At 49.4% G+C, this 16,188-nt stretch carries 11 protein-coding genes, 1 tRNA gene, 1 rRNA gene and 1 other annotated feature; of the genes, 7 read left to right on the top strand and 6 right to left on the bottom strand.

The annotated features are described in order from the left end of the window. Positions 1 to 40 precede the first annotated feature (40 nt). Both sltY and trpR read left to right on the top strand, forming a co-directional pair. The gene (gene sltY / locus AC6R1A_RS07820) at positions 41 to 1,993 is read left to right on the top strand and encodes a murein transglycosylase (RefSeq protein ID WP_500632705.1); all 1,953 of its coding nucleotides are present in this window, start codon (positions 41 to 43) and stop codon (positions 1,991 to 1,993) included. Between the two features lie 74 nt (positions 1,994 to 2,067). Next, on the top strand, positions 2,068 to 2,367 hold the full coding sequence (trpR, locus tag AC6R1A_RS07815) for a trp operon repressor (protein ID WP_334554086.1): 300 nt from the start codon (positions 2,068 to 2,070) through the stop codon (positions 2,365 to 2,367). On the opposite strand, the gene yjjX is transcribed toward trpR, so the two are convergent. From yjjX to AC6R1A_RS07785, 6 genes are all read right to left on the bottom strand, one after another. Continuing rightward, entirely contained in the window at positions 2,364 to 2,900 is a 537-nt protein-coding gene (gene yjjX / locus AC6R1A_RS07810; protein ID WP_500632754.1) for an inosine/xanthosine triphosphatase, read from the bottom strand. The two genes, trpR and yjjX, sit on opposite strands and share 4 nt — an antisense overlap. Continuing rightward, positions 2,872 to 5,217: a putative bifunctional diguanylate cyclase/phosphodiesterase gene (locus AC6R1A_RS07805; RefSeq protein ID WP_500632704.1), complete on the bottom strand. Its 2,346-nt coding sequence runs from the start codon at positions 5,215 to 5,217 to the stop codon at positions 2,872 to 2,874. The genes yjjX and AC6R1A_RS07805 overlap by 29 nt, the downstream gene beginning before the upstream one ends. Then, entirely contained in the window at positions 5,201 to 6,241 is a 1,041-nt protein-coding gene (locus AC6R1A_RS07800; RefSeq protein WP_500632703.1) for a polyamine ABC transporter substrate-binding protein, read from the bottom strand. The genes AC6R1A_RS07805 and AC6R1A_RS07800 overlap by 17 nt, the downstream gene beginning before the upstream one ends. Positions 6,242 to 6,378: 137 nt before the next feature. Beyond that, complete coding sequence (gene pheA, locus AC6R1A_RS07795) at positions 6,379 to 7,557, bottom strand: prephenate dehydratase (RefSeq protein ID WP_334554092.1); 1,179 nt, start codon at positions 7,555 to 7,557, stop codon at positions 6,379 to 6,381. Between the two features lie 13 nt (positions 7,558 to 7,570). Continuing rightward, positions 7,571 to 7,688: a sequence feature (Phe leader region), on the bottom strand. A 114-nt stretch (positions 7,689 to 7,802) separates the two neighbouring features. Next, the gene (gene hpf, locus AC6R1A_RS07790) at positions 7,803 to 8,129 is read right to left on the bottom strand and encodes a ribosome hibernation-promoting factor, HPF/YfiA family (protein WP_487901925.1); all 327 of its coding nucleotides are present in this window, start codon (positions 8,127 to 8,129) and stop codon (positions 7,803 to 7,805) included. A 471-nt stretch (positions 8,130 to 8,600) separates the two neighbouring features. Further along, complete coding sequence (locus AC6R1A_RS07785; RefSeq protein ID WP_334554096.1) at positions 8,601 to 9,329, bottom strand: outer membrane protein assembly factor BamD; 729 nt, start codon at positions 9,327 to 9,329, stop codon at positions 8,601 to 8,603. Positions 9,330 to 9,458: 129 nt separating this feature from the next. Between AC6R1A_RS07785 and rluD the strand changes: the two genes are divergently transcribed. From rluD to AC6R1A_RS07760, 5 genes are all read left to right on the top strand, one after another. Next, a complete protein-coding gene (gene rluD, locus AC6R1A_RS07780; RefSeq protein WP_500632422.1) occupies positions 9,459 to 10,436 on the top strand; it encodes a 23S rRNA pseudouridine(1911/1915/1917) synthase RluD in 978 nt (325 codons plus the stop codon). A gap of 6 nt (positions 10,437 to 10,442) precedes the next feature. Further along, entirely contained in the window at positions 10,443 to 11,165 is a 723-nt protein-coding gene (gene pgeF / locus AC6R1A_RS07775; RefSeq protein ID WP_500632424.1) for a peptidoglycan editing factor PgeF, read from the top strand. Positions 11,166 to 11,278: 113 nt separating this feature from the next. Then, positions 11,279 to 13,852 (top strand): ATP-dependent chaperone ClpB, encoded by a 2,574-nt coding sequence (clpB, locus tag AC6R1A_RS07770; RefSeq protein WP_500632421.1) that lies wholly within the window; start codon positions 11,279 to 11,281, stop codon positions 13,850 to 13,852. A gap of 590 nt (positions 13,853 to 14,442) precedes the next feature. Next, positions 14,443 to 15,996 (top strand): 16S ribosomal RNA (locus AC6R1A_RS07765). Between the two features lie 64 nt (positions 15,997 to 16,060). Next, positions 16,061 to 16,136: transfer RNA gene (locus tag AC6R1A_RS07760), tRNA-Ala, on the top strand. Positions 16,137 to 16,188: the final 52 nt, after the last annotated feature.

The raw sequence follows: 16,188 nt of genomic DNA, 5'->3' as shown, positions 1-16,188 counted from the left end.
GTTAATTAGAGAGAGGTTTTCCCTTCAAGGATGAGGCTTTATGACGCTGAGAGATTCCCGTTTGTTGTCCTACTTTTCTCGAACCGCGGTCTGGTTTTGTGCGGTTGTGGGCAGCGCCACTTATGCTACTTCAGCGGTAGCCGACCTCGCTACTCAGCGAGCGTTGTACGATCAAGCACAAGATTTGCTCGATGAGAAAAAGGTTGATGATTATCAGGCTCTAAGGCCCGACATCGCCGACTATCCCTTAACGCCCTACGTCGATTATCGCGCTTTCTTAGTCAACATTGGAAATCGCTCCTCCACAGAGGTGAGTCAGTTTATTGAGCGCTATAAAACGCTGCCTTTTTCTGGGCGTATTAGCGCACCGTATTTGGACGCATTAGCCAAAGATAACCAATGGCAGCGCTTTCTTGAATTTCAGACAGCGCTGCCGAGAGGCGAGAGTTATCAGTGTCACTATTACTGGGCTCATTACCAAACAGGCAACAAAGCGTTAGCATGGCAAGGCGCGAAAACGCTATGGCGATCCGGTTCAAGTATTGCGGATGCGTGTGACCCGCTTTTTGCCGCTTGGGATACGCATGGCCAACGCAGTGATCGTGATGTGCTCGATCGGGTATTACTCGTGTTTGACTCTGGAAATGGCAGCTTACTCAACTACTTGGTCAAGCAACTTGAGAGTGAGCAAGCCAAAATAGCAGGACAACGAGCGCAATCGCTGTTTCGCGATCCCGCAACCTTGGCAAAGGCGGCAGCGCAGTTTCCTGATGAACCGTTTTATCATCAGTTAGTTAGTAGCGGCATGAAAAAGCTCGCGCGTCGTGACGTTGTCAAAGCGCAGCAAGAGTACAGTGACGTGATAGCGGCAGTGTCGCTACCCACCGAATCTCAGCAGAATTTGGCCGATTTTATTGCTTTTCGTTTGATGAATCGTGACGAGCCGGAGCTGATCGCGTGGCGTGATGATGTGATAGCGCACAGTGCTAACCTCTCTTTGCTCGAGCGGCGCATCCGTTTGGCGATAGGTGAAGATGACTGGCCAGCGGTCAGTCGTTGGCTTGATGCACTACCTGTGAGTTATCAAGAGACCCTCCGCTGGCAATATTGGCGCGCGAGAGCGGAAATGGCCGCCGGTCAAATGAGCCAAGCGAATCAGCGTTTAGAGGCTATTGTTGGTCAGCGAAACTTCTACAGCGTGGCAGCCGCGCAAGCGCTTCAGCGTTCGATTGTCTATCCCACCTCCACCATTACATTGGCGCCCGAGCTGGTTGAGCCGTTTGAGACGACTCTCGTGCGGATCGAGGAGTTGATTGATCGCGATAAAATTACCGCGGCCAAAAGTGAGTGGCGATGGCTGCTTGGGCGGGTCAATAAATCGCAGCGAGAGATGCTGGCCGCTTATGCATCGTTCAAAGGTTGGCACCATTTGACCGTTACTGCCAGTATTCAGGCCAAAATGTGGGATAACCTAGAAATTCGTTTCCCGATTGCGCATCGCTGGTGGTTTAACTTCTATGGCGATAAGCACAACATTGATCCTATCACCCTAATGTCACTGGCCCGCCAAGAGAGTGCGATGGATGTTGAGGCCCGTTCGCCGGTCGGTGCACGCGGCATTATGCAGATCATGCCGTCCACGGCCAAATACACGGCGAGAAAATATCAGTTAACTTATCAAGGCAGTGCGGATCTGTACGAAGTGGGCAAAAACATCGAAATCGGCAGCCATTACCTAAAAGGGCTGCTTGACGATTACGACCATAACCGCATTCTGGCGTTTGCGGCGTATAATGCGGGGCCGAATCGAGTCAAAACATGGCGTGAGCGCAGTGACGGTAAGCTGGACGTGTTCGCTTTTATTGAAGCGATCCCCTTTAAGGAAACGCGCGGCTATGTGCAAAATATTTTGATGTTTGAAACTTACTATCGTGAAGTGTTGGGTGAGGACGGACACTTTTTGAGCCAAAAAGAGCTGCAAGCGAAGTACTGAGACCGTGACGCTTGAATCCAAAGGTAAAGCTTGGGAATATTGACGCTATCAATGGTCGTACTGAAGTAAACGCAATGGAACCAGAGTACAAAGAGTGGCAACAGATCCTAGACCTTGTCGCCAAAAGCAGTGAGTCTCATCAGCATGAGATGCTACTGACGATGCTGCTGACGCCCGATGAAAGGGAAGCGTTGGTCGCGCGGGTCAATATTTTCCGTGAGTTACTGAAGGGGGAATTGTCACAGCGTCAAATCAGTCAGATGCTGGGGGTAGGGGTAGCTACCATCACGCGCGGCTCGAATGAACTCAAATCCAAATCCGCGCAAGATAAAGCCGCGTTAGCGGCTCTGCTCGAGCGCGGTGAGACCGATTAAGACTCCCTACCACTCACTGGGAAGAGGTCTGGATTCATAAATGGGATGAGCGCCAAAACAAGCGCTTGATGGTACACGGAGCTGCGCGTCAACAAATCGTGGGTCAGTAGGCTGATAGCGCCGCCTTTTTGCTTAATGTTTTCAGTGCCAAAGACCTCATCCATCACATCGCCAAGTTCATTGGCGTCTTTGAGCTTGTCAAGGACCACCGGTGGCAACATCAAGCTCGCTGAACGCGATTCGCCGCGTTGTTGTTGAGACTCAATCACCATCCATGCAAAGGTCACTTGTCCTTCAATACCGGCTTCTAGCCCAACATAGAAATCCGCATCTGCTACTGCCTGCTTGGCGTTGGTCACACGTTGGCGAGCACCTTGGTACGTCTCTTGATTGCTCATCGGTTGGTCAGCGACGCCGCTTGGCACGCTAACGCCAGAGAATTCAAACGATTGGTTTGGAAACGAGGCAAGAAACGCACTTTTTACCGCGTTGATCTTCGCCGGGTTAAGCGAAGCGACAATAACCTTCTTCACGGTCATCAATAACCTCTTCTGGTGCTAAGTGGATTAGGCTGAGCTGCGCTAAGGTCAAAGGCGGAGACAAGTAATAGCCTTGCATATAGTCACATTCATAACTGGCTAGCCACTCGTGATCCTCTTGCGTCTCAATGCCCTCAGCGGTGACTATCATAGATTGTGAGTGGCAAAGATCAACCAAGGGTTTGATCACTTTACGGTTATCGGTTTTGACTAGCGTGGCTAAGAACTCTTTATCAAGCTTGATCTTTTGCACTGGGTACTCGACCAGTTGAACGATGGAGGTATAGCCAGAGCCAAAGTCATCAATGGCGAGCTTAAAGCCCATAATTGACAACTCATGAAGCAGTAGATAGCTCTGGGAGTCTGAGGCAAAGGTCTCGGTAATTTCAAAATCGATCAAGCTAGGAATCACGTGATACTTATCGCTCATTGTCTGAATAAACTGGGCGAGTTGTAACGAGTCGAGTTCTGCTGACGACAGGTTTATAGAGACTTGAACCGGGCCGTCAAAGCTACTCTGAATATCGGCAAAGTCTTTGAAAGCTTCTTCAATCACCCAACGATCAATACTGCCAAATAGGCCGGTTTGCTCAGAGATTGGAATAAACTCACTGGGTTCGACCCGCCCCAACTTAGGCGATTCCCAGCGCAGCAGCGCTTCGACCCCGCGAATTTCACTGCCATCGCGATTGTAATAGGGCTGATAGAGCAAAGTGAACTCTTTGTCGTACTCACCACTGCGCAGCGCGCGCTCAATTTTCTCTTTGCGTCGTACCACGTCATCGAGCGCTTTCGAGTAAGGTGCCACTTGGTTTTTGCCGGCTCGTTTGGCTTGATACATGGCCGTGTCGGCATTGGAGAGTAACTTGGCCAAGTCTTTACCATCATCGGGGTAGGAGGCGATACCAATACTGGCCGTGATTGGGAAAGAGCCCAAAGGGGAGTGAGTATGGCTTTGAATCGGTTGCAAAATCGCGTTGGCGATGTAGGTCGCGTAATCGCCTCGTCTGCCAGCGGCAATAAATATGGCAAATTCATCACCAGAAAGGCGAGAGGCGAGGGACTTGACGCCAAAATTGCTTTCCAGTTGGTCGCACAGCGTTTTCAGGTGCTGGGCGAAATTGACCAGTAGCGTATCGCCGATGTGATGGCCGTACTTGTCATTGACGTACTTGAAGTTATCGAGGTCTATGTAAAGAATCCATGCGTGAGTGACGGCCAGAGTATTGGAAAGGCTGCGTTCAACGCACATCTGAAATTGGTAGCGGTTGGCCAACTGAGTTAAATGATCGTTCTCTGCCATCGCCTTGGTTTTTTGATAGCTCGAATCAAGCTCACGATACATGTCGTAAAAACGCATCGACAAGCGACCAATTTCGTTGTCACTGCCCAACCTGTCGATGTTGTGTCGCTTGTGTTGCTCCACCTCTTGCAATTGGTGATCTAGGCGGGTGATAGGACGAATGACATGTCGATAAAGTAAAAACAGTAAGATCAGCACGGTAACCAAAGAGGACGCACCAAACGAGAGCAGTAGCTTATGTTCGATTTTGGCCAATTTTTCGGTCAGTAGATAGTGCGCTGGGTCAAGCACGGCGAACAAGCCATGTTTAAGCTCGACCGACTGGGTTAAACCAGACTTAAAAATGGGCTCGGGGGCATAGAAAATGCTGCTGTCGTTATCAAATTCGATGATGTGTTTGAGCTGATCATATTTGTCGAGTGTCAAAGCCACCACGACAAAAAACACCCGCTCCTTGTTATAACTCAGCGGCACATTGAGGGTGCTTTGGTCGAGCACATCATAACGAATCAGAATGCTTTGGCCTTGGAAGTTTTTTGCAAATCCTAGATGGCGCGTTTGGCCGGTATTGTGGTAGGTCTGCTTAACATAGTCGCGCACGTTGTCATCGAGCGTTGTGAACGGGTCGGATTGGTTGTCCGAATAGAACTCCACGTTTTGTTCGCTATCGAGAATCGCGACGGCAATCGAATCATCGTCGCTGGTTTGCAGCTGCTTGACGGATAGCTGCAAATTGCTGATCAGATTCATTTCTCGATAGGGGTTTTCGGGCTGGGTCAGGTAGTAACGGATGATGTCGCTTTTGGTCAATGAAAGTGAGTAGCTGTTGAGTAATGCAACGGATTGACGAAAGTGACCGGCGAGCTTTTCCATCGTGAGTTGCAGATAACTGTTCTCACGTTTAATTAACGCATCTTTTTGGTTGATGTAGATGCTATAGCTAGATAGCGCCGCGCTCATCAGCACCACGGGGGCAACCAGCAGTAGGACTCTAGTGCTGAGCTTCATGACGTTTGAGAATACTATTAATAATTTTTGCCCTTAGGCTTATGTTGGCCGCGGTGAGCTCGCTGTCGATCAGCGCCCCGTCGACCCTGCTTGATTCTGGAAATAATGATGCATCATTTATGTACCATTCTGGCAACAGTTTCAATGCACTTAAGTTGGGCGTTGCAGCTTTAATATCTGTTGCATTTATTGCAGCAATATTGGGATCCATCAGGAAATTCACAAAGGCTTTGGCGGCGTCTTTGTTGGTGCTGCTTTTCGGAATCGCCAGACAGTCGACCCAAATGAACAGCTGTCCTTCAGGGATCACAAAGCCCCATTTCCCTTCACCGTAGAATCGATTGAGAGAATATTGATCTCCGCTGTAGGCTAGCGCCATGTCCAGTGCGTTAGCATCCGCTTGGCTACGGATATAGCTGAGGATGTACTCAAAGGTCAGCACTCGGTCACTAAATTCAATTAACTGTGGGTATGCCTTTTGTAATGTGTCCGGGTTGTCTTCGATCGGAGAGAGACCAAGCGCATAAAACAGCGGAAGAAAGCTTTCGATGCTGTCGTTGATCATGCCGATCTTACCTTCGTGCTCTTGGGGCGGGTAGACGAAGTCATGCCATGTTGCGGGAGGATGGTCCACCGCCGAGTGCCGAAATGCAATGCCCACCGTCCCCCAAAAGTAAGGAACGGCATGGGGGCCGCAGACTTGATTCCATTTCGCCGCATTATGTTGACGGTTGGGGAGGTCAGCTAGGTCCTCAAACATGTTGAGGCGACCATAGATTTGCGCAGAGACGTTATCAAGTACGACAACATCAAACGGCAACTGGTCTGTGCGGAGCATTAATAAACTGCGTTTGTCGTCATTGTCAAAATGGTCAAGGCGCAGCGGGGTAGAGCTTTGTTGTTGCCATTGGTCAATCACGTTCGGGGACAAGGTGTCCTCCCACATGTAGAGATTGAGTGGATTGGCGTACGTAATGGCGCTACAAAAGAGCGGAGCAATGAATGAATAAAGAGCGAGCCTCATAACTGACTTTATTGAGTTGATGAATGAAAGTCAGCGCGTGCTGACACCTTGCTATGCAACTTAATGTACTCATAGTATGAGCATTTGCACTAGGTGTCAGCTTTAATCGTCAATTTATTGATTAGGCTGTGACAAAGTTACAGCAATTTCACTTGTGTAGGTTTGACATTTTCACTCGGATAGCAGCCCAACACTTTAAGATGTTTGGTAATCCGAGTGAGTTCGTTCAGGGCTTGCTGCATTTCTTGAGAGTCCAGATGCGCCTCGAGATCGACGTAGAACATCTCCTCCCAAGGGTTGCCCATGATAGGCCTTGATTCCAATTTGTTCATGTTGATGCCGTAGCGTTGCAGCACTAGTAGGGTTTCCACCAGGGAGCCCGCTTGCTGAGACGTGGACATGATCAAAGTGGTTTTTGCCGGAATTTGCGCCGACACTTCGACAGGCTTACGCGCAACAACGATAAAGCGAGTGTGGTTCTCGGTTTGATTGGCAATGTTGCCTTGAATTGCTTGAAGGCCATACAACTTACCGCTCGAAGCATTCCCGATGGCAGCGACGTCGCGTCGGTTCATTTCTTGAACTTTTTGCATCGCATCGGCCGTGCTCGCGCAAGACTCTAGCTTAACGCCTTTCAGACGGCTCAAAAACTCGCTGCATTGCTGGTGGGGCTGTGGGTGAGAGTACAAGGTTTTGATCTCTTCTAAGCGGATGTCCTGCGTGGCCACCAAGCAGTGCTCAATCGGTAATGTCAGCTCACCGACAATATAGAGAGTGGTGTGTTGTAGTAAGTCATACACCTCATTGATAGAGCCTGAACTGGTGTTTTCAATCGGAAGTACGCCATAGTCTGCATGACCGGACTCCACAGTGTTTGCCACTTCTTTAAAGTGATCGCAGTTTAATTCAATTAACTCAGTGTTTTTACGGCTGAAGTATTCTCGGCTCGCGAGGTGGGAGTAGGAGCCCTTGGCACCAAGAAAAGCAACCCGAGCCAACGGTTTGCGGCTCAGTTCTGGGTTAGCGAGGTTTTGTAGATACGATTGCTGGAGGAGTACAGAGTCTTCAATGATGGTGTGAAACAGTTTGGTGATGTATTGCGCATCGAGCTGATACTTCTCTTTGCCATTATTGATGAGCTTAACCAGCAACTGCTGCTCGCGTACGGCGTCACGCACTGGTTTGGATGTTTGAACTTTACTCTTCGCAACCTCAATGCTCATCTCACGGCGTTCAGAAAGGAGTTTAAGCAGTTGGTCGTCGAGTTCGTTTAAGCGTAAACGAATGTCATCAAGTGAGTATTTTTGTTCAGTCATCCTAGTATTCCTTATAAAAAAAGCCTCCCGATGGGAGGCTTTCTGTTCGTTTTTGACTTGTTTTTAAAAACGAGCGAGCCTCCAGTCTAGTGGAGAAAAAACAAGTCAAAAAAGAACAGTGGTGAACGGTGCATAAAAGTCGATTCCAAATGAATGTTCAACCACAATAAGCAACGGAGTATGGAGCGTCAAGCAAAAAAATAGCGCCCGCCGGGCGCTATTCTCAAATCTTCTCAGTCTGCTGATTACTCTTCGACTTCTTCCAGTTGTGGCTTGTCCGTACGACGTGCCTCAGGTTTGTGGCGGAGTTTATTAAGCTGTCGTTCTAATTTCTGTTCTACCTCGTTAACGGCAGCGTACAAATCTTCATGGGTAGCAGAAGCGATAAGTTGGCCTTTAGGAACCGTGATGATAGCCTCGAATTTTTTCTGTTTATTCGGTTCTTCACTAAAGGTGGCTTGGCAACCGATAATGTCTACTTGCCATTTTTCTAGCTTCTGGAACTTGCTCTCAATGTGATTGCGGATTGCAGAGGTGATGTCGATGTTTTTACCAGTGATGTTTACTTTCATAGATGCTTTCCTCTGTGTCATCCCTCATGGGTTAACTCCAGATTACTCACCGCAGGTATAAATAAAGTGATCTAAATCACTATTGTGTAGGCTATTTTTTGGATTAAATTCAAACGTGATCTAACTCAAAGAGTCGATTCATCACCGCTCAAAAAAGCTTGTTTAACCATAAAAACTCATTAGATTGGAAGAGGAAACACGCTAAAAATCATCCGCTTTTTAGGGACGGTTTACGGTCAAAATAAATCATTGGTTGCATTTTAATCGCATCAATAGTGTGACATCGCGCTCCCTTTCTCTTCTTCTCTCGATTTTCCTGATACACCTCTGACGACAGCCAGCGTACCCATCATCGTATTCTTCTCATTCACTTTGCTTGCTCTCACTATGTAATCTGAAGGAAAAACTGTGGTTTGAAGAAACAAAAACGCCGCGCAAGTTGCGCGGCGAGTAGAGAAGAGAACGGATGGCTTAAGAATCCGGATTGAGCTCGATTAGCGCCTCAGTTCGCTTCACGGCATCCTCTAATCCGAGTTGTTGATAGGCTTCAAGCTGAATCTGCAATGATTTGCGAGCGGCTTCAGTATCAGGATAAGTACGCTGCAACTCTTGGGTACGGTTGATGGCGGCAATCCATGCCTCGCGGCGAAGGTAGAAATCCGCGGTCGCTAAATCGTAGTTGGCGAGGCGATTTTTGAGCGCGTACATGCGTTTTTGAGAGTCTGCTGCGTATGGGCTGTTTGGGTAACGCTCAAGAAGACGCTTAAAGTCTGCGAATGCTTTTTTCACCGGCTCAGGATCTCGGTCACTACGATCGATATTGAGCAGATCATGCATAAAGTTGCGATCTTGCGCCATGTGAGAGAGTCCGCGCATGTAGAGGACCCAGTCCAATTTCTCATGGGTTGGGTTCAAACGCGTAAAGCGCTCTATGGTCGCCAAACCGAGCGCCAAGTCATCGTTTTTGTAGTAAGCGTAAATAAGGTCTAGCTGAACCTGCTCTGAGTAAGCGCCGAATGGATAACGTGAATCTAGAGCTTCAAGTTGCTCAATAGCGGTGAGCCAGTTCCCGCTTTGCAAAGAAAGTTGCGCTTCAGAATACAGTTCTGATGGTGGCACATCAGGAACGATCTCCTCGCTGCTCGAGCAGCCAACCAATATGGATAATGCCAATAAGCCAGATAATGTATGCTGTTTCATGTCAGGATTCGATTCCTTGAATTAAATATTTAGTACGCCGCCGTTACTTTCTAAGCGGTAACGGATACAATGGCGCTTATTTTTTCATAGTAGAGACTATTAGTCTCACAGTTTTTAAAAAAGTTCGATATGGCTCAGCAGATTGAATTAACCAATACAGTAAAAGATAGCCAGCTAGGTCAACGCCTCGATCAGGCGATTGCCGAATTGTTTACCGATTTTTCGCGCTCACGTCTAAAAGAGTGGTTACTCGAAGGCAAAGTGAGTGTGGACGGCCAAGTGGTCACCAAGCCGCGCACCAAAGTGATGGGCGGTGAAGAGATCACCTTACAAGCGGAACTCGAAGACGAAGAACGTTGGGAAGCGCAAGATATTCCTCTGGATATCGTTTATGAAGATGACGACATTATCGTGATCAACAAACCGCGTGACTTTGTGGTTCACCCAGGTGCCGGTACGCCAGATGGCACTGTGCTCAACGCGTTACTGCATCATTACCCAGCGATTGCGGAAGTGCCTCGTGCCGGGATCGTTCACCGCTTGGACAAAGACACCACGGGCCTTATGGTGGTGGCGAAAACGGTCCCAGCGCAAACGCGCCTGGTTCGTGCTCTGCAAAAGCGCAACATTACTCGTGAGTATGAAGCGATCGCTATTGGTCGTATGACCGCGGGCGGTAAGGTTGAGCAGCCGATTGGTCGACACTCAACCAAACGCACACTGATGGCGGTGAGCCCAATGGGTAAACCTGCGGTGACGCATTACCGCGTGGCCGAGCATTTCCGCGAACACACGCGTATTCGCTTGCGTTTGGAGACCGGACGTACACACCAAATTCGTGTGCATATGTCGTACTTGCAGCACCCGCTATTGGGTGACACCGCTTATGGTGGCCGCGCTCGCATTCCTTCTGGCGCAACCCAAGAGCTGGCGGAGAAAATCCGCGGTTTTGATCGTCAAGCTTTGCATGCGGTCATGTTGCGTTTTGCGCATCCGATCACTGGCGAGGAGCTCGAGTTTCATGCGCCTGTGCCTGATGACATGGTTGAGATGACCCTAGCGCTTCGCCTGGATGCTCAAACTCACGGTCTGGAAGAAGAGATCTAAATGTCCATGATCATCCCCAACTGGCCCGCGCCAGCGAACGTAAAAGCGTTTGCCTCAACTCGAGAGGGGGGCGTCTCTATGCCTCCTTATCAAGGGTTGAATGTGGGGATGCATGTCGGAGACGATCCTGAGTTGGTGGCGCAAAACCGCCAATGGTTGATGGCGCATTCAGGCATGCCCTCGGCGCCGGTTTGGCTCAACCAGACCCACTCTACCCATGTTGTGACGCTCGACTCGGCGACCGATACGGTTTTGGATGCCGATGGGGCGTTGACTCGACAAATCGGCATCGTATGCAGTGCGATGACCGCCGATTGTTTGCCGGTGCTGCTGACCAATCGTGAGGGTGCAGAGGTTGCTGCGGTGCATGCCGGGTGGCGAGGTTTACTTGATGGGATTGTCGAGAATGCGGTGCGCTTGATGAGTGGCGAATTGATGGCCTGGATTGGTCCTGCGATCAGCGTTGAGGCGTTTGAAGTAGGTCAAGAGGTCCGTGATCAATTTGTCGCTCATGATTCACAAGCCCAAACGGCGTTTTTACCTGGTCGACAACCTGGCAAGTACATGGCGGATATGAATCGCCTTGTTGAACAGCGCCTTCAATCGGTCGGCGTGACGGCCATCTATCAAAGCGGGCTGTGTACCTATCGTGATGCTGACCGTTTTTACTCCTACCGACGCGATGGCGTGACAGGTCGACAAGCCAGTTTTATTTGGCTTGAATCATAATCCCATCTGTTTATTAGGGAAACTCCTCCCTGCTACCTTGAAATTGCCCTTGCGCGTATCCATCTTTCTTTATGATGAAATTCGTTCACCTCATTTGAGTTAGGAAGGTAGGTATGCGTCTTGACAGATTTACGAGCAAATTCCAAATCGCGATATCTGACGCCCAATCGTTGGCGCTCGGCCGCGACCATCAATACATAGAACCCGTTCACCTAATGGTAGCGCTGATGGATCAGGACGGTAGCCCGATTCGTCCTTTGCTCACCATGCTCAACGTGGACGTGATGCATCTACGCTCAAAATTGAGTGAAATTCTTGACCGCTTGCCCAAAGTCAGTGGCATTGGCGGTGATGTGCAATTGTCGAGCGCAATGGGCACGCTGTTTAACTTGTGTGACAAAGTGGCGCAAAAGCGCAAAGATGCGTACATCTCATCAGAAATTTTCTTGCTGGCGGCGATCGAAGACCGCGGCCCACTTGGCAGTTTGCTTAAAGAGCAAGGCCTTACTCAAGATAAAATCGCTGCAGCGATAGATAAGATTCGCGGTGGACAAACCGTCAATGACCCCAATGCTGAAGAGTTGCGCCAAGCGTTAGAGAAATTCACGATTGATCTCACCGAGCGTGCCGAGCAAGGCAAGCTTGACCCGGTCATCGGCCGTGATGATGAGATACGTCGCACCATTCAAGTCTTGCAGCGCCGCACAAAAAACAACCCGGTGATCATTGGTGAACCTGGAGTGGGTAAAACCGCCATCGTCGAAGGGTTGGCACAACGTATCATCAATAACGAAGTGCCAGAGGGATTGCGCGGGCGCCGAGTACTCTCCTTGGATATGGGCGCACTGGTTGCAGGGGCCAAATACCGTGGTGAGTTCGAAGAGCGTTTGAAATCCGTCCTCAATGAATTGTCTAAAGAGGAGGGAAACATCATCCTCTTTATTGATGAGATTCATACCATGGTGGGCGCAGGTAAAGGCGAAGGTTCAATGGATGCCGGTAACATGCTTAAACCCGCGTTGGCTCGGGGCGAGTTGCACTGTGTCGGGGCAACCACCTTAGATGAGTACCGCCAATACATCGAAAAAGATCCTGCGCTTGAACGACGCTTTCAAAAAGTGCTGGTGGATGAGCCGTCAGTGGAAGATACCGTGGCTATCTTACGCGGTCTCAAAGAGCGCTATGAGTTGCATCACCATGTGGAAATTACTGACCCTGCTATTGTGGCGGCGGCGAGTCTCTCGCATCGATACGTATCGGATCGCCAATTGCCTGACAAAGCGATCGACTTAATTGATGAAGCCGCATCCAGTATTCGCATGCAGATTGACTCCAAACCCGAGTCGCTCGATAAGTTGGAGCGTAAAATCATTCAACTTAAAATTGAGCAACAAGCGCTGACCAACGAACATGATGAAGCCAGTGAGAAGCGATTGCAGATCCTTAATGAAGAGTTGAATGAAAAAGAGCGGGAGTTTGCTGAGCTGGAAGAGGTGTGGAACGCAGAAAAAGCGGCCTTATCGGGTACTCAACACATTAAAGGGGAACTCGAGCAAGCGAGAATGGATATGGAATTTGCACGTCGTGCGGGTGATTTAAACCGCATGTCTGAGTTGCAATATGGCCGAATCCCAGAGTTAGAGAAGCAGCTTGATTTGGCAACCCAAGCCGAAATGCAGGAGATGACTCTGCTACGCAATAAGGTCACCGACAATGAAATTGCCGAAGTGCTGTCAAAACAGACGGGCATTCCTGTGTCGAAGATGCTTGAAGCAGAGAAAGAAAAACTGCTGCGAATGGAAGACGTCTTGCATAAGCGTGTGATTGGCCAGACTGAAGCTGTTGAAGTGGTATCGAATGCGATTCGCCGCAGTCGCGCGGGCTTATCCGATCCGAACAAACCGATTGGTTCGTTTCTATTCTTAGGACCAACCGGTGTTGGTAAAACCGAGCTGTGCAAAACCCTAGCGAACTTTATGTTCGATAGTGAAGACGCCATGGTTCGTATCGATATGTCCGAGTTCATGGAGAAACACTCTGTGGCTCGTCTTGTTGGTGCGCCTCCTGGTTATGTGGGCTATGAAGAAGGCGGCTACCTAACAGAAGCGGTGCGTCGTAAACCTTATTCGGTCATCTTATTGGATGAAGTGGAGAAGGCTCACCCTGATGTGTTTAACATCCTGCTTCAAGTATTAGACGATGGACGATTGACGGATGGACAAGGTCGCACGGTCGATTTTCGTAACACCGTTGTCATCATGACATCTAACCTTGGCTCTGCTCGCATCCAAGAAAGTTTTGGTCAGGTCGATTATGAAGGCATGAAGCAGCAAGTGATGGAGGTGGTCAGCAAACATTTCCGCCCAGAGTTTTTAAACCGTGTGGACGAAAGTGTGGTGTTCCACCCATTAGGTGCAGATCATATCAAGTCAATTGCTTCAATTCAGTTAGCGAGACTGTCTGCTCGCATGGAAGAAAAAGGCTTTATGCTTGAGGTGTCTGACAAAGCGCTCGATCTCATTGCTCAAGTTGGGTTTGACCCTGTCTATGGTGCAAGACCATTAAAACGGGCGATACAACAGAGCGTTGAAAACCCGCTAGCGAAATCTATCCTCGCGGGTGAGGTGATACCAGATAAACCCGTGAAGCTGGTGGTGAGTCACGATCAAATTATTGCTCACCAATAACTTTCCTCTAACAGAAGGGCCGAAACGGCCCTTTTTGCTGCTATTTAAATCGCATCGGTCAAAGCTTGAGCGAACGACGCAAATATTACGACTTTTTGCTAAATGCCTCTTGCCTCGATGCGATTCCTGCCTATAATGCGCCTCCGTTGGCACGGAAAAGCATACGATGCAATCGAGCCAATAGGTCGAAGAAACGCGATGAAAATTAGTTTCTGAAATTAAGCGAAAAGTGTTTGACACTAAAAGTTAAATCGCTAAAATGGCCGTCCGTTTCGAGTGAGCCTTACGGCAAGTGAGAAACACCTAGCTCTTTAACAATATAAACCTATCAATCTGTGTGGGCACTCGTTGATGATAATCCACTTTTGGTTTTCACTTTTTTATAAAAAGTAAAATCAAAAACTGATTCTTCGGAATCATTGGCTATCAATGAACTGAGTGACCATTCGAATTGGGAAGCAGCCTTGAGCTGTTTTGTTTTACTTTTTCAAAAGTGAAAGCCAATAAGAGCACAGTCAATTCAAGTTTTCTAGGAACTAGCTTCTAGTCACTAGGAACTTATCAGTATTCATTGAGCCGAACAAAACCTTAAATTGAAGAGTTTGATCATGGCTCAGATTGAACGCTGGCGGCAGGCCTAACACATGCAAGTCGAGCGGAAACGACTTAACTGAACCTTCGGGGAACGTTAAGGGCGTCGAGCGGCGGACGGGTGAGTAATGCCTGGGAAATTGCCCTGATGTGGGGGATAACCATTGGAAACGATGGCTAATACCGCATAATGCTTTCGAGCCAAAGAGGGGGACCTTCGGGCCTCTCGCGTCAGGATATGCCCAGGTGGGATTAGCTAGTTGGTGAGGTAAGGGCTCACCAAGGCGACGATCCCTAGCTGGTCTGAGAGGATGATCAGCCACACTGGAACTGAGACACGGTCCAGACTCCTACGGGAGGCAGCAGTGGGGAATATTGCACAATGGGCGCAAGCCTGATGCAGCCATGCCGCGTGTATGAAGAAGGCCTTCGGGTTGTAAAGTACTTTCAGCAGTGAGGAAGGCAGGTACGTTAATAGCGTGCTTGTTTGACGTTAGCTGCAGAAGAAGCACCGGCTAACTCCGTGCCAGCAGCCGCGGTAATACGGAGGGTGCGAGCGTTAATCGGAATTACTGGGCGTAAAGCGCATGCAGGTGGTTTGTTAAGTCAGATGTGAAAGCCCGGGGCTCAACCTCGGAATTGCATTTGAAACTGGCAGACTAGAGTACTGTAGAGGGGGGTAGAATTTCAGGTGTAGCGGTGAAATGCGTAGAGATCTGAAGGAATACCAGTGGCGAAGGCGGCCCCCTGGACAGATACTGACACTCAGATGCGAAAGCGTGGGGAGCAAACAGGATTAGATACCCTGGTAGTCCACGCCGTAAACGATGTCTACTTGGAGGTTGTGGCCTTGAGCCGTGGCTTTCGGAGCTAACGCGTTAAGTAGACCGCCTGGGGAGTACGGTCGCAAGATTAAAACTCAAATGAATTGACGGGGGCCCGCACAAGCGGTGGAGCATGTGGTTTAATTCGATGCAACGCGAAGAACCTTACCTACTCTTGACATCCAGAGAACTTTCCAGAGATGGATTGGTGCCTTCGGGAACTCTGAGACAGGTGCTGCATGGCTGTCGTCAGCTCGTGTTGTGAAATGTTGGGTTAAGTCCCGCAACGAGCGCAACCCTTATCCTTGTTTGCCAGCACTTCGGGTGGGAACTCCAGGGAGACTGCCGGTGATAAACCGGAGGAAGGTGGGGACGACGTCAAGTCATCATGGCCCTTACGAGTAGGGCTACACACGTGCTACAATGGCGCATACAGAGGGCGGCGAACTTGCGAGAGTAAGCGAATCCCAAAAAGTGCGTCGTAGTCCGGATTGGAGTCTGCAACTCGACTCCATGAAGTCGGAATCGCTAGTAATCGTGGATCAGAATGCCACGGTGAATACGTTCCCGGGCCTTGTACACACCGCCCGTCACACCATGGGAGTGGGCTGCAAAAGAAGTGGGTAGTTTAACCTTTCGGGGAGGACGCTCACCACTTTGTGGTTCATGACTGGGGTGAAGTCGTAACAAGGTAGCGCTAGGGGAACCTGGCGCTGGATCACCTCCTTATACGATGATTATCGTTATGAGTGTCCACACAGATTGATATGGTTTAGTAAAACGAGCACACAGTGGGGCTATAGCTCAGCTGGGAGAGCGCTTGCCTGGCAGGCAAGAGGTCACCGGTTCGATCCCGGTTAGCTCCACCACTGTCCCGTTCGTCTAGAGGCCTAGGACACCGCCCTTTCACGGCGGTAACAG

The sequence above is a fragment of the Vibrio sp. R10-SG3-ISO3 genome (assembly GCF_059834225.1).
This window is presented reverse-complemented; position numbering and strand designations above follow the sequence as displayed.

Coding starts and splice junctions, on each gene's coding strand:
- rluD (WP_500632422.1), top strand. CDS start 9,459: ATGGCTCAGCAGATTGAATTAACCAATACAGTAAAAGATAGCCAGCTA.
- AC6R1A_RS07805 (WP_500632704.1), bottom strand. CDS start 5,217: ATGAAGCTCAGCACTAGAGTCCTACTGCTGGTTGCCCCCGTGGTGCTG.
- pgeF (WP_500632424.1), top strand. CDS start 10,443: ATGATCATCCCCAACTGGCCCGCGCCAGCGAACGTAAAAGCGTTTGCC.
- pheA (WP_334554092.1), bottom strand. CDS start 7,557: ATGACTGAACAAAAATACTCACTTGATGACATTCGTTTACGCTTAAAC.
- trpR (WP_334554086.1), top strand. CDS start 2,068: ATGGAACCAGAGTACAAAGAGTGGCAACAGATCCTAGACCTTGTCGCC.
- AC6R1A_RS07800 (WP_500632703.1), bottom strand. CDS start 6,241: ATGAGGCTCGCTCTTTATTCATTCATTGCTCCGCTCTTTTGTAGCGCC.
- clpB (WP_500632421.1), top strand. CDS start 11,279: ATGCGTCTTGACAGATTTACGAGCAAATTCCAAATCGCGATATCTGAC.
- hpf (WP_487901925.1), bottom strand. CDS start 8,129: ATGAAAGTAAACATCACTGGTAAAAACATCGACATCACCTCTGCAATC.
- AC6R1A_RS07785 (WP_334554096.1), bottom strand. CDS start 9,329: ATGAAACAGCATACATTATCTGGCTTATTGGCATTATCCATATTGGTT.
- sltY (WP_500632705.1), top strand. CDS start 41: ATGACGCTGAGAGATTCCCGTTTGTTGTCCTACTTTTCTCGAACCGCG.